The following is a 19,147-nucleotide window of genomic DNA, read 5'->3' as shown; positions in this document are numbered from 1 at the left end:
GTACCTGACATGGGGTCAAGATTGCGCGAAAAGGACAGATGGTCGGAAACTTATCCTGTCTATAACAGAAAAATCACGGTAATCTCAACGTCGCGGCAGCCGTTCGACGGGGAGGGGGCTAACGGTGCATGTCGTCGTAACCGATGCCGAGGTCACCCTGGCCGACGTCCTGTCCCTCCGCCTGGCCATCGACGAACCGCTCAGCGAGGGCAGTGAGCTGGTCCTGCGTCAGCGGGGCACGGCCGTCGAGCACACGCTGGCACTGGGGGCGACGGGAGCCGGGGCGCGTGACGCGACGCTCGCCTTCTCCCTGGCCCCGCTGCCGCTCAGCCCCGGCCGCTGGGACACCTACCTCAACCAGGACGGGTCACGGACCAGGCTGCACAGCGTCGACCCCGGCTTCTCCCTGGACCACATCGACGCCTACGCGCTGAGCAGGCGCACGATGTCCTACCGGGCCTACCGGACCCGCAACGGCTTCCTGGCCCTGAAGATCGACGAGGCGGAGCCGGTCGCCGAGGTCCGCGCGGTCTGGTTCCGTGAGGGCCGCTTCGAGGTCACCGGCCTGCTGGCCTTCACCGGCCTCGACGACGACGAGTCCCGGCACGAGGCGCGCCTTTCGCTGCGCCACGACGCTTCCGGCTCCGCGCTGACCGCGGCCGCGACCGTCCAGGGGGTGCGCTTCCACGCCGCGCTCTCCCTGTGCGACCTGTGCGACGTGGTGGCCGGAGACCCCACCCAGCCGACGGCCTGGGCGCCCTCACTGGAGATCGACGGCCTGCCCGCCCCGCTGCGCCTGGCCTCCCGGCTCGACGACGTGAACGGCAAGCGCCGCCGCCTGCACTACCCGGCCACCCGGGTGGACGGGGTGCCGATCCGCCCCCGCTACACCTCCGACGACGAGCTCACGATCGAGGTCGGTGGATGAGGATCTGCCTGCTGGTGCCCTCGATCTGTGGCATGCGCGGAGACGTCAGGTCCGTGGTCAACCTCGCCGGTGAACTGGCCGAGCGCCACGAGGTGGAGATCCTCAGCGTACGGCGCCACCGCGACAGGCCGTTCTTCCCGATCTCCGCCAAGGTGCGGCTGTCCTGGGTCGTCGACGACCGGCCCGGTGTGCGGCACCTGCTGCCCAGGGGACAGGTGCACGCCGAGGTCGCCCTGTGGCGGCGGCTGCGCGCCCTGCGGACCGACGCGGTCGTCTCGACCAGGCCCGGCCTGAGCGTCCAGGTCGCCCGGCACGTCCCCCGGGAGACCGTACGCGTCGCCCGCGAGTGGGGACGGCCCTCCCCGCCGGGGCCGATCACGAAGTTCTACCCCCGGCTCGACGCCGTCGTCGCCGCGACCGAGCGGGGCAGGCAGGACTGGGACCACCTCCTGCACGGCGGCGCCGACGTCAGGCTGATCCCCGACGCGCTGCCCGCGGGGCCGTGGCCGCGCTCCCGCATGGACAACCGCATCGTGGCCGCGGGTGGGCGCTGGGTGCCGGTCAAGGCCTACGACCGGCTGATCCGCGCCTTCGCCGTCGTCGCCGACAAGCGCCCCGACTGGCGCCTGCGCCTGTACGGCGGCGGCCCGGAGGAACGGCGGCTGCGCTCCCTGGTCCAGGACCTGAACCTGCACAACCACGTCTACTTCATGGGCACGACCTCCGACCTGAGCGGCGAGTTCGCCAAGGCGTCGATCGTCGCGGTGACCTCGCGGGCCGAGACGCCGCAGACGCCCGGCATGACGGTGATCGAGGCGATGGCCAGCGGGGTGCCGGTGATCGGTTTCGACAGCCCGAGCGGGCCCGGCGAGTTCGTGGTCGAGGGGCGCAGCGGGGTCCTGGTGGCCGAGGGGGGCGCCGAGATCGAGGCCTACGCGGGCGCGCTGCTGGCGCTCATCGACGACGAACGGCGGCGCAGGGAACTCGCCGCCGGCGCGCTCGGGGCGGCCGCGGTCCACACGGCGCCCGTGGTCGCCGAACAGTGGGAGAAGCTGCTGACCTCCTCCTCTTCCTGAAGGCCGTCCACGGCGGGACAAGTGCTCGATCACGGCCTCTTCCCGTCGGGCGCGACACGGGTACCGTTGGGACATGCATGGCTACAGCGGAGACAAGCAGGCCTATCTGACCAGGCTGCGGCGGGTCGAGGGACAGATCAGAGGCCTGCAGCGGATGGTCGATGAGGATGCCTACTGCATCGACGTGCTGACCCAGGTGTCGGCCGCGACGCGGGCGCTCCAGGCGGTGGCGCTCGGCCTCCTGGAGGACCACATCTCGCACTGCGTCGCCGACGCGGTCAACTCCGGCGGACCCGAGGCCCAGGAGAAGATCAAAGAGGCCTCGGCGGCGATCGCCAGGCTCGTCCGGTCATAACTAGTCACAGGACCCCTTCACGAACTACGTCCCGGACTCCGAAGGGGGAGTCCGGGACTAGGTCGTTCAGATGGTTCTCTCATCGGCCTCAGCAAACAGCCGAGGCGCTCAATCCGAGCGCGTTGTCGAGCTCCGCCAAGGTGAGCGGCCGTTCGCTGGTGGCAACGGCGCTCAGCACCTCCGCGTAGAGCGCGATCTCGTCCAACGCGACACGGTCGTGGACCCTTGAGTCCAGGTCGTCGTGCCCCACCGCGTCGTCCTTCCTTCCGCAGCCCACACCCTCTCCGAGGTTACGGTGGGCGGACTTTCGTGCCCATGGCCCATCGGGACCATTCCTCACGACACCACCACAGCCCCAACGGGATCGTTTCCCGATTTTGAGATCACAATTCGGCAAATTGCCAGATATATATGGGGTCCGAGAGATACAGCAGTGACGGGAGTGAAATAACTAAATCTGTGAGTTAATCGCGCTGAACCGTGTCAGAAGTGTCGCGGGAAGGTTCCCGAGGTGCCCGGGACGGGATCGTCACGTTCGTGCGTCAGACGGTGCACGACCGCGGCGGCCGTGGTGAACCCCCGCTCGGGCACCGGTGTTCCGGTCAGGTTGCACCACGCCAGCCCCATGGCGTAGGCGGCCCCCAGGAAGGCCGCGGCCCCCGCCCTGTCGGGTGGGTTGAGCGCGGAGGGCAGTCTGCCCGAACGGGGCCAGCACCCCCGTAACGGATGCGAGGGGTCGGAGAGCACCACGTGGAGGATGTGCCGTAACTCGGGATCGAGCCACGGATAGAGCGGGTCGGCCGCCCTGGGCCCGAAGGCCGACAGGTCGGCGGCCAGCAGCGAGGCCGCGACCGCCCGCGGCTCGGCGCCCTTCGGCACCAGGAACCCCAGCGTCCCCACCAGGTCGTAGATCGCGTGCTGGAAGTGCTCCCCCGGGGAGTCGTCGGGCAGCGTCACGTGCGGCGGGCACCGCGCCAGCCACGCCTGCCGTACCGCGTCGTCGCCGTAGTGCGCCACCGACGGGTCAGGCCCGGTACGGCGCAGCACCGGGTCGATCATGGCCAGCAGGACGTCGGCCCTGGGCCGGAAGCGCGCGTCGTACCTGATGGTCGCGGCCGTGTCCGCCATCAACGCCACCAGCCGCAGGCCCGCCTCAGGGTGACCGGCCCTGACCCGCTCGCCGTACAGGGCCGCCAGGTCGGCCAGCGAGGCCGGAGGCAGCCAGCGCACCCACTCGTCGCCGGGCAGCGGGCGGGCGAGGAACTCGCCGAACATCGACAGCAGCACCTCGTTGCCGTCGAAGGCGGGCGCGTAGGCGCACCACATGAGCGTGCCCCAGATCGCGGCGACGGGGCTGGGGACCTCCCCGGCGAAGAACTCGGTGAAGGGACCGGTGAGCGGGAAGTCCTGGACGCGCCTGCCCCGCTGGGAGACGACCAGGTCGCGCAGCCGCTCGGTGATCTCGTACGGCACGTCGGGGCCGACGAACCCCTGCACCGAGCCACGGTCGGCGGTGAGGTCGTGGATGCCGGGGACCAGCTGCGGCGGGACCAGCGAGGGTGTCCGCACCACCTGGGCGCCCGTGCGCAGGGCCGGATCGGCGGGCGGGGCCGTCAGATGCCAGCGGCCGTCGGCCGGGTCCTGGCGGTACCACCGGGCGCGCGCGCCGAACAGCCAGCGCCCCCCGTCCGGGGTGGCCAGGACGCGTGAGGAGACGGCCTCGGCGCGGGCGACGGGGGGCAGCGTCCCCCACCGGGGATCGCCCACGAGGGCACGCAGATCCCTCTCGATGGCGTCAAACCCGTCCCAGTGCCGCACGGCGGTCATGTTACCCATCCACCCCCGGCGGGCGCCCTACAACGGCCACGGGCCGCTCAGACGGGCTGGACGACGGCCGCGGCCCGATGCCTGGCGGCCTTGGCCACGTAGTTGTCCGGCGTGCGGGCGAAGGAGGCGCGGTCCTCGTCGGTCAGCTCGCGGACGACCCTGCCCGGGACGCCGGCGACGAGCACCCCGGCCGGGATCCGCTTGCCCGGCCCGACCAGCGCTCCGGCGGCCACCAGCGAGCCCGCGCCGATCCTGGCCCCGCCGAGCACGATCGCCCCGATGCCGATGAGCGCCCCCGTCTCCACGTGCGCCCCGTGCACCATCGCCTTGTGCCCGAGGCTGACCCGGTCCTCAAGCACGGCGGGCTCACGCGGATCGGCGTGCAGGCAGCACAGGTCCTGGATGTTGCACTCCTCGCCGACCTCGATGAGTTCGTCGTCGCCGCGCAGGACCGAGCCGTACCAGACGTTGGCGGCGCGGCCGAGCCGTACCCGGCCGACGATCACGGCTCCGGGGGCGACGTAGGCCTCGGGGTGGATCAGGGGGGTCGCGTCGCCGTCGAGGGCCGCGACGTAGGGGGAGGCGTTCATGCATCGATGGTACGAGGGGGCCGGATGCCCGATATTTCGGCGGCCGGTGGCGCGTTCCGGTTGCGGTCTTGGGCAGTAAGCAGGAAAGTCGTCTCCTGACGTCTCCTTTTCCGTAACACAACCTCCACGGGTAGCGCGATGACAAACCAGCACGAGAGCTTTCCCGATCTGATGCATGAAGACTCGTTCGAGGTCGTCATGCGCGGCTACAGCCGCCGCCAGGTCCACGACTACATGAGCCGCACCCGCAACCAGGTCCGCGATCTGGAGGAACGGCTCGCACGGGCGATCGACCAGGTGGAACAGAGTCGTGCGGAGCTGGCTGACGCTCGTCGGCGGCTTTCCGACGCCCCCCAGGACTACGACGAGCTCGGCGAGCGGCTCAGCCAGATCCTGAAGCTGGGCGAGGAGGAGGCCGCCGCCAAGCGGCAGGTCGCCGACGCCGAGGCGACCAAGCTCCGCGACGACGCCGCCACCGAGGCCGAGCGGATGGTCACCTCCGCCATGGAGCGGGCCGAGGGCATTCTGAACGCCGCCCAGCAGGAGGCGGAGCGGCGTGTGTCCGAGGCCACGAACGCCTCCGAGCAGATGCTCTCCCAGGCGGGCAACGAGGCGGAGGAGACCGTCAACGCGGCCCGCGCCGAGTCCGAGGAGACCCTGCGCTCGGCCCGTGCGGAGGCCGACCGCATCCTCACCTCCGCCAGGCACGAGGCCGAGCGGATGATCGACAGCGCCCGCACCGAGGCCGAGTCCACGGTGACCTCAGCCAACGCCGAGGCCCACGCCACGCTGACGGCGGCCCAGCAGCGCGCCACGATCCTGGACGAAACGACCGGGCGCCGGGTGACATATCTCACCGACACCCACCACGAGGTCATGCGCCGGCTCAACGAGATGGGTGCCGTCCTCGGCGACCTGATCCACCGCGAGGGCGCGGCGGGCCCGCTGATCGACGAGGCCTCCGTGCTGCCCCCGGCGCCCGCGCAGCAGGCCCTGCCCGCCCCGGACGCCCCGCGGGCTCCCGAGCTCGCCGCCGCCGAGGCTCAGGACGGCCAGGACGGCGCGGAGGGCGACTTCTCCGGGCAGGACTTCTTCACCCCCAGGGCCGACTTCACCCCCGACCAGGCAAGGGACGGGCAGGACGAGGAGACCCTGCTCGTCGTCGAGTCGGACGTCGAGGCCGTCCGAGTGATCGTCGAGGACGACGGGGACGGCCGGGAACGGCGCGGCCGGACGGGGAACGACGAGTACGTCGCCCGCTCGTAGCCCTTCCGCTGCGGGGCGTCCTGTGTCCGGGGCGCCCCATGACGGGCGAGGAGACGTCCGGCGGATGGCCCGGTCCGTGTGGTGTCACATCCCACCGGTGTGCGGGCCGCGAATTCAAGCTGGTGTGATCAAGCGAAAGGCCCCCGCCCCCGATGGGTCGTGGGCCTTTCGCGATTGGGGGCCCGGTGCCGGGGCCGCGCGATCCGCTGAACCAGGCACCGGGCGGCTCTTCAGGAGTCCTCGTCCGGGCCGTCCGGCCGCTCGGAGAGGTCCTGCTGACGATGGAGCTGCTCGCGCAGCTTCTCGGGGTCGTCCGCGTCGATGGTCATCGCGCATCCGAGGTCACGCTGGGCGGAGGTCAGCGGGTGGTGGCGGGTTGCCCACCACCGACCCGCGTCGCTCCGCCAGATCGTCCACGCGGGAAACTCCCGGGCGATTTCCGCCAGATGCCGATCGAATGACATCTATGCACCTTCCCCGCGCCCAGGCCCTCGCGACGTCCACCTCTCGACGGTGATGCACTTCTCTAGAGAAATCAATGATCGTGGGGGACAGGTCAACCTATCGCTTGACGAGTCGCCTTGATCTATGCGTCGAAGTCGTACTGGAGTACATAGGACGCGGCGTCCAGCACCATCTCGTTGACCTCGACGGCTGTCCCGTCCGCCGTGTAGGCGACACGGCCGATCGCGATGACCGGGGTCCCCGCGGGCAGGTCGAGCTGGACGGTCTCGTGAGGGTGGGGCATGCGGGCCCGTACCTCCTCGGTGAAGTGGGCGGGGGCGTGGCCGAGGTCGCCCAGGCGCGCGTAGACGCCGCCGGGGCCGGTGTCCCGCAGGGTGATCGGTGTGCCCTCGACGAGAGCCGCGGGGAAGCAGGAGACCGACAGCTGCACGGGCCTGCCGTCGACCGAGTAGCGTCTGCGCCGTACCCACACCTCGGTGCTGCCCAGGACACGTGCGACCTCCTCCTCGGCGGCCTCCCTGCCGATCTCCACCTCGTCGACGGCGTAGGGGCGCCCCGAGGTGTCCGAGTCCCAGATCGCCTGGCCCTGTCCCCACTGCCGCTGCGCGAGCCTGCGTGAGCCGTGCCGTCTGATCGGCCGGAACAGCCGCACGTAGACTCCCGAACCGCGTTTCGGTACGGCCAGGCCCTCGTTGATCAACACGGACAGGGCCTGTCTGGCGGTCGCGCGGGCTATGCCGTGCTCGGCCATCAGGGCGTTCTCGCCCGGAAGCCGGTCCCCGTCTCTGAGCGCGCCGGACAGGATCGCTTCGCGAAGCCCGTCGGCGATGCGCCGGTAGATCGGGGGCTCGGGAGGAACCGGGGATTGCTGCACGTTATATCACCCTCTGTCACCAACCGGGTTTGGCGTCTCCAGAGAACTTGCCCCGTCTTGTCCACGATCGCACAGATGCAGACGATGGTCCCGTGCTTCTTTTGAGCGGATCGTACCCGTGTGACGAATGACGGGAATTACCCGGTCCGTTACCGGACACCCGTCTCGGCCGCCGTCCGTGACGCCCACCACCTCCGCGTGACCATCGCGGCCAGTACGGCGCCCGCCGTGTTGACCAGTACGTCGTCGACGGAACTCATCCTGCCCAGGCGCAGGCCGTACTGGAGGAGTTCGACCGTGCACGACGCGCAGGCGGCCACGGCGGCGATCCGGGCGAGGGAGGCCAGGCGCGCCACGCGCGTCGGCAGCAGGGCGCCGAGCGCGGCGAAGACCAGGAGATTGCCTCCGACCTGCACGAACACGGTGACGGCCGGGCTGCCGAACAGCTCGGCGAGGTCGCGGAGCGGGACCAGGCTGACGGTGCTCGGGGCCGGTCGCGGGGTGAGGATCATCCAGATCCAGGGGACGGTCCCGGCCACCATGGCGACGTCGGCGGCGGCCGTACGGGTGGGGTGGGGGTGGTCGTCACGGGCGCGGCGGCGGGCCAGGAGGCGGACGGCGAGCAGGGCGAGCGGGACCGCCAGGGCGCTCACGACGATGACATCTCCCCATAAAGCCCAGACCTGTCGCATGGGGTAATGATGCCGGGGTACAGGAAGATGACCTTCAGGTAAGGGCCGGCTCAGCGCAGGTGGCGGCCGAGGAAGTCCAGGGCGAGCGCCCAGACGGCGGGTGCCTCCTGCGGATCGTGGAACTGCGGGGCCTCGTGGTTGAGGAAGGCGTGCCCGGCCCGTTCCGCCACGTGGACCTCCACGTTCGGCCGCTCAGCCGCGGCCCGTTCGACCAGGGCGACCCGGTCACGGGAGATGTAGGGGTCGGAGCCGCCGAAGACGAGCAGCAACGGGCAGGCGATCCGCTCCATCAACCCCGTCACGTCCGGTACGGCGGAGCCGTAGAACGACAGCACCGCGTCCGTCCGCGCGTCCGCCTCCAGGGAGGCTGCCAGCAGGTAGGCCACCGAGCCGCCCAGGCAGAACCCGACGATCCCGGCACGGCCGTCCGCCTCGGGCAGTTCGCGCAGCAGGGACAGCGCCGCCGCCGCGTCCGCGACCCCCCGGGGGACGTCGAACCGGGCGCCGACCCGTATCGACTCCGCGGTCCCGGCCTCGTCGTGGGCGGAGACCCAGCCGGGCTGGATCCGCCAGAACAGGTCCGGCGCGCCGACCACGTACCCCAGCCCCGCGAGCTCCTCGGCGACCCCCCTGATGTAGGGCCCGACCCCGTAGATCTCCTGGATCAGCAGGACGACCGGGCCATGACCGCCCTCGGGCACCCACAGATGCAGATCGAAGGACCCGTCCGCCACGGCCACCTTCTCAACACGGGTCTCCACACGATCCTCCTGAGCCATCCGACACCTCAGCCCAGTGAACCGCATCTCCCCCTGAGGGCTCACACCAGGAGCGACAGTCCGGGGAAGTCGGTGAAGTGGCGCCGGTTCCCGGTGAGCAGGGGAGCATCGTGGTACATCGCCGTGGCGCACACCCACAGATCGTTCACCTGGTGAGCGGCGCCGAGGGCATGGCCCTGGGCGACGGCCTGTGCCCTGAGAGTGCCCCAGAGACGCGCGAGATCCTCGTGATAGGGAGCCACGAGGTAGCGGCGGACGGCCTCCTCAAGCGCCTGGACTTTCTTCGGCCCCCAGTTCTTCTTGGCGGCTCCGTAGTACAGCTCTCCGACCGAGGCGAAACTCAGCGCGGGAACCGCGCCTTCGAGGTGTGGTCTGTACTGGTCGGTGTTGATCCCCTGCCACAGGTACGAGAACACGTCCGTATCCACGAAGACGTATCTCATCCCTCTCCTCTGCGCGCGGCACTGATGGCCTCAAGGAAGTCGTCGAAGTCGTCGATGGCCTCGCCCTGTAGCTCCTCGACGTCGCCTACGGGGGAGACACCCTGCTCGTGGGCGAGGGTTCCGAGAGGAGACGAGGGAGCGCTCGTCAGGCGCCTGACCGTCTCCAGGTGCATGACCCGCACGGTGGTGCCGTCCGGCTGAAGCTCGGCTCTGCCGCCGGCCATGACCAGCTGGTCCATCGCGTCGAGCACGAGATCACGCAGGTCACCGTCGAAGTCGGCCAGGATGCTCCCCGCGTAGGTGTCTATCCGGCAGCGCAGGGTGGCCGGTGAGAAGTCCCCCATGTGGAGACGGCCGACCACTGTGACCTCCCTTTCCGTCGCCTGGGCGGGCGCTTCGCGCAGTGCCTCACGGAAGACGGAGTCGATCACGAAGCCTCCTCCTGGGCGGAGCAGTTCGATCCTGCTCACTCCTCCTGAGCCGATTCCCCCGGCGAGCTGGCGAAGGCCGCTGACCACCGGAGGAGTGAAGTGGGAGGGGAGCCCCCGGCCCTGACGGACGTGCTCGATGCCCTCGTCGAGCATACGCAGGGACTGCTGGAGCAGGTCGTTCGTCTCGGCCTGTGGGGGGCGCGTCACATCGAGGATCGCAGACCCTCGCCTGAACCCGGTGAAGTCGAGCCGTACGGCCTCGACCACGTCGCGTGGCCTGCGTCCAGGCCTGATGGAGGTGCCGAGCCCTGTCAGGGCCAGCCGTTCCAGAGTCATCTGCAGGCCGCCCGCGATGCGGGCGAGCTCTGCCAGCGGCAGCCGTCCGTCCTCGGAGGCGGGTCCACTGATCCGGACGCTCATCGAGAAATCCGGCGAGGCATCGCCATGCCGTGCCGTCATGGTCGCACCCACCCCCTCTCGGTCTCACGGTAACCCCGCCTTCCCTTCGGCGCCGAGCGGCGTCGCGGGGGAGCCTATGGCATTTCCTCACTGTCGGTGATCGAAAATATCTGAAAAGTCACCTCAGATGCCCCGGGTCAGGGCTCGGGAGATTCCGAGGGCGGCGGCTTTCACGGCGGGGGCCAGGCGGGTGGGCTGGAAGCGGGCCAGCGGGACGGAGACCGACAGGGCGGCGACCGCCACGCCGTCGCCGAAGACCGGGGCCGCGATGCAGGCGCCGCCGAGCTGGGACTCCTCACGCTCGTAGGCCAGGCCCGCCGCCTGGATCTGGCCGAGTGCCTCCTCAAGCCGCTTGGGGTCCACGATCGAGTGCGGGGTCAGGCGGCGCAGAGGACGGCCGAGGACCTCCTCGATGAGGCCGGGCCCCGAGTAGGCCAGCAGTGCCTTGCCGATGCCGGTGCAGGTCAGCGGGAGACGGCCGCCGACACGTGAGGGCAGGGCGAAGGACTCCTGGCCGCGGATCTTCTCGACGTAGACCACGTCGAGGCCGTCGCGCACCCCCAGGTGCACGGTCTCGTGGGTGGCCTCGTACAGGTCGTGCATGAAGGGCAGCGCGGCGTGTCTCAGGTCGCGTTCGAGGGGCACGATGCTACCGAGTTCGAACAGCCGGCGGCCGAGGTAGTAGCCGTCGTCCCGGCGGGTGACCGCCCCGATCTCGGTCAGCTCGGTGAGCAGCCGGAAGGCGGTGGTCTTGGGGAGATGGCAGCGCGCCGCGACCTCGGTGAGCCGCAGCGGGCCTCCCGTGGGGCGGAACGCGTCGAGCACGAGCCAGGACTTCTCCAGCATCGAGAGCCGGTCGGTGTTCCGTTTCACGGAACTCATTCTTGCTCAACGGAGTCCCCGCGCCTATACCCGTACGTAGTGACCAGGTGTGGTCCTTTCGTGAGGAGAAGACTTGTCTGACCAGGTGACCCACTTCATCGGTGGGGTACAGGTCGCCGAGGGGGCGACGTTCGAGACGCACGACCCCGTGACCGGCGGGGTGGTCCGCCTGGTCCACGAGGCGGACCGGGCCGTCGTCGACAAGGCGGTCGCCGCCGCCCGCGCGGCACAGCCCGGCTGGGCGGCGCTGCCGATCGCGGAGCGGGCCGGATGGATGCGCCGCCTCGCCGACGCGATCGAGGCCAGGTTCGAGGAGCTCGTCGCCGCGGAGATCGCGGACACCGGTAAGTCGATCACACAGACCCGTACGCTGGACATCCCGCGTGGCGCGGCCAACTTCCGTTCCTTCGCCGAGATCGCCGCCCAGCGCCCCGACGAGGCCTTCCATCTGAAGGACGTGCTGAGCTACACGGTGCGCAGGCCGCTCGGTGTGGTCGCGGTGATCGTGCCGTGGAACCTGCCGTTCCTGCTGGCGACCTGGAAGATCGGCCCCTCGCTCGTCGCGGGCAACACCATCGTGGTCAAGCCGTCGGAGCACACGCCGGGCTCGATGGCCGTGCTCGCCGACATCGCCGCCGAGGTCGGTCTGCCGCCGGGTGTCCTGAACGTGGTGCACGGCTTCGGCGGTGGCTCGACCGGCCAGTTCCTCGTGGAGCACCCGGGGGTGGACGCGGTCACCTTCACCGGCGAGAGCCGTACCGGGTCGACGATCATGAAGGGCGTGGCGGACCGGGTCAAGCCGGTCTCGTTCGAGCTGGGCGGCAAGAACGCCGGGCTGGTCTTCGCGGACGTCGATCTGGACGCGGCCGTCGAGGGCAGTGTGCGTTCGGTGTTCACCAACGGCGGGCAGGTCTGCCTGTGCACCGAGCGGCTCTACGTCGAGCGGCCGATCTTCGAGGAGTTCGTCACGCGCCTGGCCAAGCGGGCCGGGGAGCTGCGGTTCGGGCGTCCCGAGGACGAGGACACCACGATGATGCCGATGATCTCCGCCGAGCACCGGGACAAGGTGCTGACCTACTACCGGCTCGCCGAGAAGGAGGGCGCCGAGTTCAGGGCGGGCGGCGGCGTGCCGCGCTTCGGCGACGAACGGGACGGGGGGTACTACGTCGAACCGACCGTGCTGACCGGTCTGCCGCCGACCTCCAGGGTGAACCGGGAGGAGATCTTCGGCCCCGTCTGTCACGTCACGCCGTTCGACACCGAGGCCGAGGCGATCGCACTGGCCAACGACAGCGAGTACGGCCTGGCCGCGACGGTGTGGACCTCGCGGCTCAGCCGGGCGCACCGGGTCGCCCAGTCCCTTGAGGCGGGCCTGGTGTGGGTCAACACCTGGTACCTGCGCGACCTGCGCACCCCGTTCGGCGGGGTGAAGCTGTCGGGCATCGGCAGGGAGGGCGGCACCGACTCCCTGGACTTCTACTCGGAACCCACCACGATCACGATCAAGCTGGAGCCGGAACATGAGTGAGTGGAGCGAGGCGACCGACGCGCTCGCCGAGGCGGCCGACCAGCTGCTCGACGCGGCGCGCCACGGCAAGCCGTGTCCCCCGGTACGGCAGACGCTGCCGAGCGGGACGGCCGAGGTCGGCTACGCCGTACAGGAGATCAACACCAGGAGGGCGCTGCACGAGGGGCGGCGGCTGGTCGGGCGGAAGATCGGCCTGACCTCGACCGTGGTCCAGCGGCAGCTGGGCGTCGACCAGCCCGACTTCGGGATGCTCTTCGCCGACATGGCCTGCCTGGACGGGCTGCCCGTGCCCGCCTCCCGGTTCCTGCAGCCGAAGGCCGAGGCGGAGATCGCGGTCGTCCTCAAGAGCGACCTGGTCGGCGGGCCGTTCACGGTCGCGGACGTCATCAGGGCGGTCGACTTCGTGCTCCCGGCCATCGAGATCGTGGACAGCCGGATCGCCGGGTGGGACATCTCGCTGGTGGACACCATCGCCGACAACGCCTCAAGCGGGGCGTTCGTGCTCGGCAACACCCCGGTCGACCTGCGCGGTCTCGACCTGAGGCTGGCCGGGATGACCATGACGAGGAACGGCCAGGAGGCCTCGACCGGCGCAGGCGCGGCCTGCCTGGGGCACCCGCTCAACGCGGCCGTGTGGCTGGCCGACGCGCTCGGCGGCAAGGACTTCCCGCTGCTGGCCGGGGACGTGGTGCTGACCGGCGCGCTCGGGCCGATGGTGCCCGTCGAGGCCGGGGACGTGTTCGAGGCGCACATCGACGGCGTCGGTTCGGTAAGGGCGGTGTTCTCATGACGACGGTGACCACGGGTGGGCCGGTGAAGATCGCGATCATCGGGTCGGGCAACATCGGCACCGACCTGATGTTCAAGGCGCTGCTGTCCAGGCGGGTGGAGGTCGTCGCGATGGCGGGCATCGACCCCGAATCCGACGGTCTGGCCCGCGCCAGGCGGCGCGGGGTGGCCACCACCCACGAGGGTGTCGAGGGCCTGGTCAAGCTGCCCGGCTTCGACGAGGTGGACATCGTCCTGGACGCGACCTCGGCCGGGGCGCACGTGCACAACGACCGGGTGCTGTGCGAGCACGGCAAGCGGGTCATCGACCTGACCCCGGCCGCGATCGGGCCGTACGTGGTGCCTCCGGTGAACCTGGACGTCCACCTCGGCGAGCGCAACCTCAACATGGTGACCTGCGGCGGCCAGGCGACGATCCCGATCGTGGCGGCGGTGGCCTCGCGGGTCCCGGTGCGGTACGCCGAGATCGTCGCCTCGATCTCCTCCAGGTCGGCCGGTCCTGGCACCCGCGCCAACATCGACGAGTTCACCGAGACGACCTCACGGGCGATCGAGCAGGTCGGCGGGGCCGCGCGGGGCAAGGCGATCATCATCCTCAACCCGGCGGAACCGCCGTTGATCATGCGGGACACGGTCTACTGCCTCGTCGACGACTGTGACGAGGCCGAGGTCGAGCTGGCCGTACGGGAGATGGTCGAGCGGGTCGCCGGGTATGTGCCCGGTTACCGGCTCAAGCAGGACGTGCAGTTCGAGCGCGTCCCGGCGGGTGAGCCGCTGCCGACCGGGGAGCGCTCCGGCGGCGTCAAGGTGAGCGTCTTCCTCGAAGTCGAGGGGGCCGCCCACTACCTTCCCGCGTACGCGGGCAATCTGGACATCATGACCTCGGCCGCGTTGCGCACCGCCGAGCGGCTGGCGGAGGTGGGCGCATGAGGCTCTACGTCCAGGACGTGACGCTGCGGGACGGCATGCACGCCATCAGGCACCGTTACAGCACGGAGCAGGCGGCTCAGATCGCCGCCGCGCTGGACGCCGCGGGCGTCGCGGCCATCGAGGTCGCCCACGGCGACGGCCTCGCCGGGGGCAGCTTCAACTACGGCGCGGGCGCGCACACCGACGACGAGTGGATCGAGGCGGTCGCGGGAGCCGTACGGCAGGCGAAGCTGACGACCCTGCTGCTGCCCGGGATCGGCACCATCCACGACCTCAGGCGGGCCCACGCGCTCGGTGTGACCTCGGTCAGGATCGCCACCCACTGCACCGAGGCCGACATCTCCGCCCAGCACATCGCCACCGCCCGTGAACTGGGCATGGACGTGGCCGGGTTCCTGATGATGTCCCACATGGCGCCGCCGGAGGAGCTGGCCAGGCAGGCCAAGCTCATGGAGTCGTACGGCGCGCACTGCGTCTACGTGACCGACTCCGGCGGCGGGCTGACCATGGACGGGGTGCGTGACCGGGTCAGGGCCTACCGCGAGGTGCTCGACGAGGCGACGGAGATCGGCGTCCACGCCCACCACAACCTGGGCCTCGGCGTGGCCAACTCGGTCGTCGCCGTGGAGAACGGCACCTTCCGGGTCGACGCCTCCCTGGCCGGGATGGGCGCGGGCGCGGGCAACTGCCCGATCGAGGTGTTCGTCGCGGTGGCCGACCTGATGGGCTGGGAGCACGGCTGTGACCTCAACGCCCTGATGGACGCGGCCGACGACCTGATCAGGCCGTTGCAGGACCGGCCGGTCCGGGTGGACAGGGAGACGCTGACGCTCGGCTACGCCGGGGTCTACTCCAGCTTCCTGCGTCACGCGGAGGCGGCCTCCGAGCGCTACGGGATCGACACCCGGGCCATCCTGACGGAGGCGGGCAGGCGGCGGATGGTCGGCGGCCAGGAGGACATGATCGTGGACATCGCGCTGGACCTGGCGCGCGCGAAGGAGAACGCGTGACCGACATCCACAAGCTCGCCGCGGTGCTCGACGAGGCCGCCCGTACGGCTCGCGCCGTACGGCAGCCGGAGCAGGACTACGACGTGGCGACCGCCTACCGGGTGCAGGAGGAGTTGCTGCGGCTGCGCCTGGACCGGGGCGACCGGCTGGCCGGGGTGAAGCTGGGCTTCACCAGCGAGGGCAAGCGCCGCCAGATGGGCGTGCACGACGTGATCTTCGGCAGGGTGCCGGAGTCGTCGGCGGTCCTGGACGGCTCAAACGCTGATATTTCCGGCTATATCCACCCACGTATCGAGCCGGAGGTCGTCTACCTCGTCGGCAGGCGCATCGCCACCGTCGCCGACGCCCTCGCCCCCGGTGCCGTGGTGGCCATGGCGCCCGGCATCGAGATCATCGACTCCCGCTACGAGAACTTCCGCTTCTCGCTGCCCGACGTGATCGCCGACAACACCTCGGCCGCGGGCTACGTCGTCGGCCCGTGGCGGCCGTACGACCCGGCGCTGTGGAACCTCGGCGTGCTGCTGGAGATCGACGGCCGGGTCGTCCAGGCCGGATCGACCGGAGCCATCCTCGGCGACCCGCGCAGGGCCGTGGTCGAGGCCGCGCGGCTGGCCGTACAGGCCGGGGTGGTCATCGAGCCCGGCTGGATCCTGCTGGCGGGCGCCGCGACCCCGGCCGAGCCGCTCCCGGCGGGCGCGCACGTCAGGGTGCAGGCCCAGCACCTGGGGTCGGTCTCCTTCACCGCCGCGGGCGCCGTCAACGGGGAGGCGCCGTGAGCGAGGGCGTGGTCGTCGGCGGGAAGGCCACGCCGCGTGGCAGGTTCCCGCACGTCAAGCGGGCCGGTGACCTCATCTACGTGTCCGGGACCAGCTCCCGCAGGCCGGACAACACGATCGCCGGGGCACGGGCCGACGAGTTCGGCACGGTCAGCCTCGACATCGCCGAGCAGACCAGGGCGGTGATCGAGAACATCCGTGACATCCTCCAGGCCGTGGGAGCCGACCTCTCCGACCTGGTCCAGGTGACCGCCTACCTGGTGAACATGAACGACTTCGGCGGCTACAACGCGGTCTACGCGGAGTACTTCGACGAGACCGGACCGACCAGGACGACGGTCGCGGTCCACCAGCTGCCCCACCCCCATCTTCTGATCGAGATCCAGGCAGTCGCCTACAAGGAGGAGAGCCAGTGATTCCGCCCATCGACTTCACCAAGTGGATCGACGAGCACGCCCACCTGCTCAAGCCCCCGGTGGGCAACAAGGTGATCTTCGAGGGGGCGAACGACCTCATCGTCATGGTCGTCGGCGGCCCGAACGCGCGGACCGACTTCCACGTCGACCCGTACGAGGAGCTGTTCTACCAGGTCCGCGGCAACATGCACATCAACGTCATGACCGAGGACGGGCCGGAGACCGTGCACGTCAAGGAGGGCCAGATGTGGCTGCTCCCGCCGAACCTGCCGCACTCGCCGCAGCGCCCCGAGGAGGGGTCGGTCGGCTTCCTGGTCGAGCGGATCAGGCCCGAGGGCGTGCTGGAGAAGTTCCGGTGGTACTGCCAGGACTGCAACGCCGTCGTACACGAGGTCGAGCTCCAGGTCCGTGACATCGTGTCCGACCTGCCGCCGATCTTCCAGGCGTTCTACGACGACGAGAAGGCCCGTACCTGCGGCGACTGCGGCGCCCTCCACCCGGGCAAGGGATAGCCGTTGATCATCGACGTCCACACCCACCACGTCCCCCGGGGCTGGCCCGACCTGGGCTGGCCGCAGGCGCCCAGGCTCAGGGTCGAGTCGGAGCGGGAGGCCATGATCCTGCTCGGCGACCGGGAGTTCCGCAGGATCCAGGACGACTGCTGGAACCCCCGGGTCCGTCTCGACCGGATGGACGCCGACGGGATCGACGTCCAGGTCGTCTCCCCGACGCCGGTCTTCTTCTCCTACGAGCGTCCGGCGGCGCAGGCGGCCGGGGTGGCGCGGATCCTCAACGACCTGGCCCTGGAGATCTGCGACTCCGAGCGGCTCGTGCCGTTCTGCCAGGTGCCGCTGCAGGACCCCGACCTGGCCTGCGCGGAGCTGGACCGGTGCCTGGCGGCGGGGCACGCGGGCGTCGAGATCGGCAACCACGTCGGTGACCTCGACCTCGACGACGCGGGGATCGTCCAGTTCCTCCAGCACTGCGCGGCCGTCGGCGCGCCGGTCTTCGTCCACCCGTGGGACATGGCCGACAGCCCCCGGCTGCGGCGCTGGATGGCCCAGTGGCTGGTCGGCATGCCGGCGGAGACCCACCTGTCGGTGCTCGCCCTCATCCTGGGCGGTGTCTTCGACAGGGTCCCCGACAGCCTGCGGATCTGCTTCGCGCACGGCGGCGGCTCGTTCGCCTTCTGGCTCGGCCGCTTCGAGAACGCCTGGCACCGCCGCAACGACGTGGTCGGGACCTCGCTGCTGCCGCCCTCGGCCTATCTGGAGCGCTTCAGCGTCGACTCGGTGGTCTTCGACGAGCGGGCGCTGCGGCTGCTGGTGGACACCATGGGGCAGGAGCGGGTCATGCTCGGCTCCGACTTCCCCTACCCGCTGGGGGAGACGGCGGTCGGCTCGCTGATCAGGGGCGCCGGGTTCCTGACCGAGGAGGCGCGGGCGCGGTTGCTCGGCGGCAACGCCGTACGCTTCCTCGGCCGCTGACCCCTCTGTCCTCACGGGCGTACGGCGACGCCCGGGTGACCTGGCACGGTGGTCACCCGGGCGTCGCCGTACGGCCCGCGTCCTACTTCTCGGACAGCTTGCGGCCGCGGTACATCGGGTGGTCGGTCTCCCAGTAGCGCCAGCCCTCGACCCGGGCGGGAACGTTGGCGATGCCGGTGGCGATGTGGTTGACGCTGCAGTCCTCAAGCTGCTTCCAGGTCGACCAGCCGACCCGGTAGCCGAACACGCGGTACCAGAGGTTGCCGTACTTGCCGGGGGTGACGTCCCTGGCGTACAGGTGGCCCGCCTCGACGACGTGCTCCTCGGCGAGTAGCGGGTTGACGTTGTTGCGCAGCCTGCGCAGGATTCCCTCGTGCAGGGCGTTGCGGTCGATGTCGTGCTTGATCTCGCTCTGCTTCTCGCGCTCGATCTCCACCTCGAAGTACACGCGGTACTGCCGCCTGACGCTCGCCGTGATCGTGCCGCCGGGGCCGTCGATGAAGCGGGTCCTGGGAAGGAAGAAGTTGATCGGCTTGAAGTGGTGGAACCTGAAGAAGTTGTGGGGCCTGCACTTGCGGCGGGCCTCTTCCTTGAGCGTGGGGATGGTCGGCGTCGGGTTCGGGACGGCGACCGAGTCACCCTGGCTGCCGAGGGCGGCGGGCGCGGTGACGGTCGTGCACACGGAGGCAGCGAGCGCGAGGGAGGCGGACCCGGCCAGAATCGCCGTCGTCAGCCCCCTGGACCTGGTCCTGGCGCGGGCTACGACGGCATCCGTGCGGGGAATGGGCGTGAACATAGGAAGATACCGTTCTCTCCGGAACGCGGCCCGTGGCCGCGACCAACCATCTGACCGAAATACGGCCTGTGCCCGTTACGTTGGTTGACTCAACGTAACGATAAGGATGCTTACAGTTGCCAATGGTTGTCGTGTGACGCCACGCCGTCGCGAAGTCTCTTTAAAAGGGAAAGGCCGGGTGAAAGGCGTCTAGGCAGGTGGCGGTGGCGTTCTTCCGTCAGTGGTCACATTGCTCACGAAGCGGTCGGCCCATTGCGGTTCGCGGACATTCTCCTGACCCGTGGGACTCGGTGGAATCAGGGGATGAAAGACGATCTGTCGCTAAATGTGTTGGCGTAATCGCTTTTA

The 19,147-nt window shown here is 70.2% G+C and carries 23 protein-coding genes; 12 read left to right on the top strand and 11 right to left on the bottom strand.

Features of this window, described 5'->3' with window-relative positions:
* The first annotated feature begins 124 nt into the window (after nucleotides 1-124).
* From ACFOYY_RS10985 to ACFOYY_RS10975, 3 genes are all read left to right on the top strand, one after another.
* Entirely contained in the window at nucleotides 125-928 is an 804-nt protein-coding gene (locus tag ACFOYY_RS10985; protein WP_386189643.1) for a hypothetical protein, read from the top strand.
* Nucleotides 925-2,004, top strand: a complete 1,080-nt coding sequence (locus ACFOYY_RS10980) for a glycosyltransferase (protein WP_386189642.1) — start codon at nucleotides 925-927, stop codon at nucleotides 2,002-2,004. Before ACFOYY_RS10985 ends, ACFOYY_RS10980 begins: the two co-directional genes overlap by 4 nt.
* Nucleotides 2,005-2,077: 73 nt before the next feature.
* Nucleotides 2,078-2,359, top strand: coding sequence for a metal-sensitive transcriptional regulator (locus ACFOYY_RS10975; RefSeq protein WP_352014088.1), 282 nt, complete (start codon nucleotides 2,078-2,080; stop codon nucleotides 2,357-2,359).
* 88 nt (nucleotides 2,360-2,447) lie between these two features.
* Here the strand turns inward: ACFOYY_RS10975 and ACFOYY_RS10970 are convergent, their stop codons facing one another.
* From ACFOYY_RS10970 to ACFOYY_RS10960, 3 genes are all read right to left on the bottom strand, one after another.
* On the bottom strand, nucleotides 2,448-2,636 hold the full coding sequence (locus tag ACFOYY_RS10970) for a hypothetical protein (RefSeq protein ID WP_352014157.1): 189 nt from the start codon (nucleotides 2,634-2,636) through the stop codon (nucleotides 2,448-2,450).
* A gap of 206 nt (nucleotides 2,637-2,842) precedes the next feature.
* Nucleotides 2,843-4,186, bottom strand: coding sequence for a hypothetical protein (locus ACFOYY_RS10965; RefSeq protein ID WP_352014087.1), 1,344 nt, complete (start codon nucleotides 4,184-4,186; stop codon nucleotides 2,843-2,845).
* Between the two features lie 47 nt (nucleotides 4,187-4,233).
* Entirely contained in the window at nucleotides 4,234-4,776 is a 543-nt protein-coding gene (locus tag ACFOYY_RS10960; protein WP_352014086.1) for a gamma carbonic anhydrase family protein, read from the bottom strand.
* 171 nt (nucleotides 4,777-4,947) lie between these two features.
* Here ACFOYY_RS10960 and ACFOYY_RS10955 point away from each other — a divergent pair, with 171 nt between their 5' ends.
* Entirely contained in the window at nucleotides 4,948-6,042 is a 1,095-nt protein-coding gene (locus tag ACFOYY_RS10955) for a hypothetical protein (protein WP_362781066.1), read from the top strand.
* Nucleotides 6,043-6,272: 230 nt separating this feature from the next.
* On the opposite strand, the gene ACFOYY_RS10950 is transcribed toward ACFOYY_RS10955, so the two are convergent.
* From ACFOYY_RS10950 to ACFOYY_RS10920, 7 genes are all read right to left on the bottom strand, one after another.
* Nucleotides 6,273-6,506: a hypothetical protein gene (locus ACFOYY_RS10950; protein ID WP_352014084.1), complete on the bottom strand. Its 234-nt coding sequence runs from the start codon at nucleotides 6,504-6,506 to the stop codon at nucleotides 6,273-6,275.
* Between the two features lie 122 nt (nucleotides 6,507-6,628).
* On the bottom strand, nucleotides 6,629-7,381 hold the full coding sequence (locus ACFOYY_RS10945; protein ID WP_386189640.1) for a GntR family transcriptional regulator: 753 nt from the start codon (nucleotides 7,379-7,381) through the stop codon (nucleotides 6,629-6,631).
* Nucleotides 7,382-7,530: 149 nt separating this feature from the next.
* Entirely contained in the window at nucleotides 7,531-8,073 is a 543-nt protein-coding gene (locus ACFOYY_RS10940) for a VanZ family protein (protein ID WP_386189638.1), read from the bottom strand.
* 50 nt (nucleotides 8,074-8,123) lie between these two features.
* Complete coding sequence (locus ACFOYY_RS10935; protein ID WP_386189637.1) at nucleotides 8,124-8,834, bottom strand: dienelactone hydrolase family protein; 711 nt, start codon at nucleotides 8,832-8,834, stop codon at nucleotides 8,124-8,126.
* A 59-nt stretch (nucleotides 8,835-8,893) separates the two neighbouring features.
* Nucleotides 8,894-9,295, bottom strand: coding sequence for a type II toxin-antitoxin system VapC family toxin (locus ACFOYY_RS10930; protein ID WP_352014080.1), 402 nt, complete (start codon nucleotides 9,293-9,295; stop codon nucleotides 8,894-8,896).
* Nucleotides 9,292-10,146, bottom strand: a complete 855-nt coding sequence (locus ACFOYY_RS10925) for a hypothetical protein (RefSeq protein WP_352014079.1) — start codon at nucleotides 10,144-10,146, stop codon at nucleotides 9,292-9,294. Before ACFOYY_RS10925 ends, ACFOYY_RS10930 begins: the two co-directional genes overlap by 4 nt.
* Nucleotides 10,147-10,308: 162 nt before the next feature.
* A complete protein-coding gene (locus ACFOYY_RS10920; RefSeq protein ID WP_352014078.1) occupies nucleotides 10,309-11,067 on the bottom strand; it encodes an IclR family transcriptional regulator in 759 nt (252 codons plus the stop codon).
* Between the two features lie 73 nt (nucleotides 11,068-11,140).
* Between ACFOYY_RS10920 and ACFOYY_RS10915 the strand changes: the two genes are divergently transcribed.
* Genes ACFOYY_RS10915 through ACFOYY_RS10880 form a run of 8 tightly spaced genes read left to right on the top strand, consistent with a single transcriptional unit; the run spans nucleotide 11,141 to nucleotide 18,003 of the window.
* Entirely contained in the window at nucleotides 11,141-12,595 is a 1,455-nt protein-coding gene (locus ACFOYY_RS10915) for a 2-hydroxymuconic semialdehyde dehydrogenase (protein ID WP_362781072.1), read from the top strand.
* Nucleotides 12,588-13,385, top strand: coding sequence for a 2-keto-4-pentenoate hydratase (locus tag ACFOYY_RS10910; protein ID WP_352014076.1), 798 nt, complete (start codon nucleotides 12,588-12,590; stop codon nucleotides 13,383-13,385). Before ACFOYY_RS10915 ends, ACFOYY_RS10910 begins: the two co-directional genes overlap by 8 nt.
* Complete coding sequence (locus ACFOYY_RS10905) at nucleotides 13,382-14,314, top strand: acetaldehyde dehydrogenase (acetylating) (RefSeq protein WP_386189636.1); 933 nt, start codon at nucleotides 13,382-13,384, stop codon at nucleotides 14,312-14,314. Before ACFOYY_RS10910 ends, ACFOYY_RS10905 begins: the two co-directional genes overlap by 4 nt.
* Nucleotides 14,311-15,324, top strand: a complete 1,014-nt coding sequence (dmpG, locus tag ACFOYY_RS10900) for a 4-hydroxy-2-oxovalerate aldolase (RefSeq protein ID WP_352014074.1) — start codon at nucleotides 14,311-14,313, stop codon at nucleotides 15,322-15,324. The genes ACFOYY_RS10905 and dmpG overlap by 4 nt, the downstream gene beginning before the upstream one ends.
* Nucleotides 15,321-16,100 carry a 2-keto-4-pentenoate hydratase gene (locus ACFOYY_RS10895; protein ID WP_362781078.1) on the top strand — a complete coding sequence of 260 codons (780 nt, stop codon included), beginning with the start codon at nucleotides 15,321-15,323 and terminating at the stop codon, nucleotides 16,098-16,100. Before dmpG ends, ACFOYY_RS10895 begins: the two co-directional genes overlap by 4 nt.
* On the top strand, nucleotides 16,097-16,516 hold the full coding sequence (locus tag ACFOYY_RS10890; RefSeq protein WP_352014072.1) for a RidA family protein: 420 nt from the start codon (nucleotides 16,097-16,099) through the stop codon (nucleotides 16,514-16,516). Before ACFOYY_RS10895 ends, ACFOYY_RS10890 begins: the two co-directional genes overlap by 4 nt.
* A complete protein-coding gene (locus tag ACFOYY_RS10885) occupies nucleotides 16,513-17,028 on the top strand; it encodes a 3-hydroxyanthranilate 3,4-dioxygenase (protein WP_362781082.1) in 516 nt (171 codons plus the stop codon). Before ACFOYY_RS10890 ends, ACFOYY_RS10885 begins: the two co-directional genes overlap by 4 nt.
* 3 nt (nucleotides 17,029-17,031) lie before the next feature.
* On the top strand, nucleotides 17,032-18,003 hold the full coding sequence (locus ACFOYY_RS10880; protein ID WP_386189635.1) for an amidohydrolase family protein: 972 nt from the start codon (nucleotides 17,032-17,034) through the stop codon (nucleotides 18,001-18,003).
* An 82-nt stretch (nucleotides 18,004-18,085) separates the two neighbouring features.
* On the opposite strand, the gene ACFOYY_RS10875 is transcribed toward ACFOYY_RS10880, so the two are convergent.
* Nucleotides 18,086-18,799 carry a hypothetical protein gene (locus ACFOYY_RS10875; RefSeq protein WP_352014069.1) on the bottom strand — a complete coding sequence of 238 codons (714 nt, stop codon included), beginning with the start codon at nucleotides 18,797-18,799 and terminating at the stop codon, nucleotides 18,086-18,088.
* Nucleotides 18,800-19,147 lie beyond the last annotated feature (348 nt).

The organism is Streptosporangium jomthongense (assembly GCF_042650425.1).
Taxonomy (GTDB): domain Bacteria; phylum Actinomycetota; class Actinomycetes; order Streptosporangiales; family Streptosporangiaceae; genus Streptosporangium.
The sequence above is the reverse complement of the archived record's forward strand: the minus strand, read 5'-3'. Positions and strand labels throughout refer to the sequence as shown.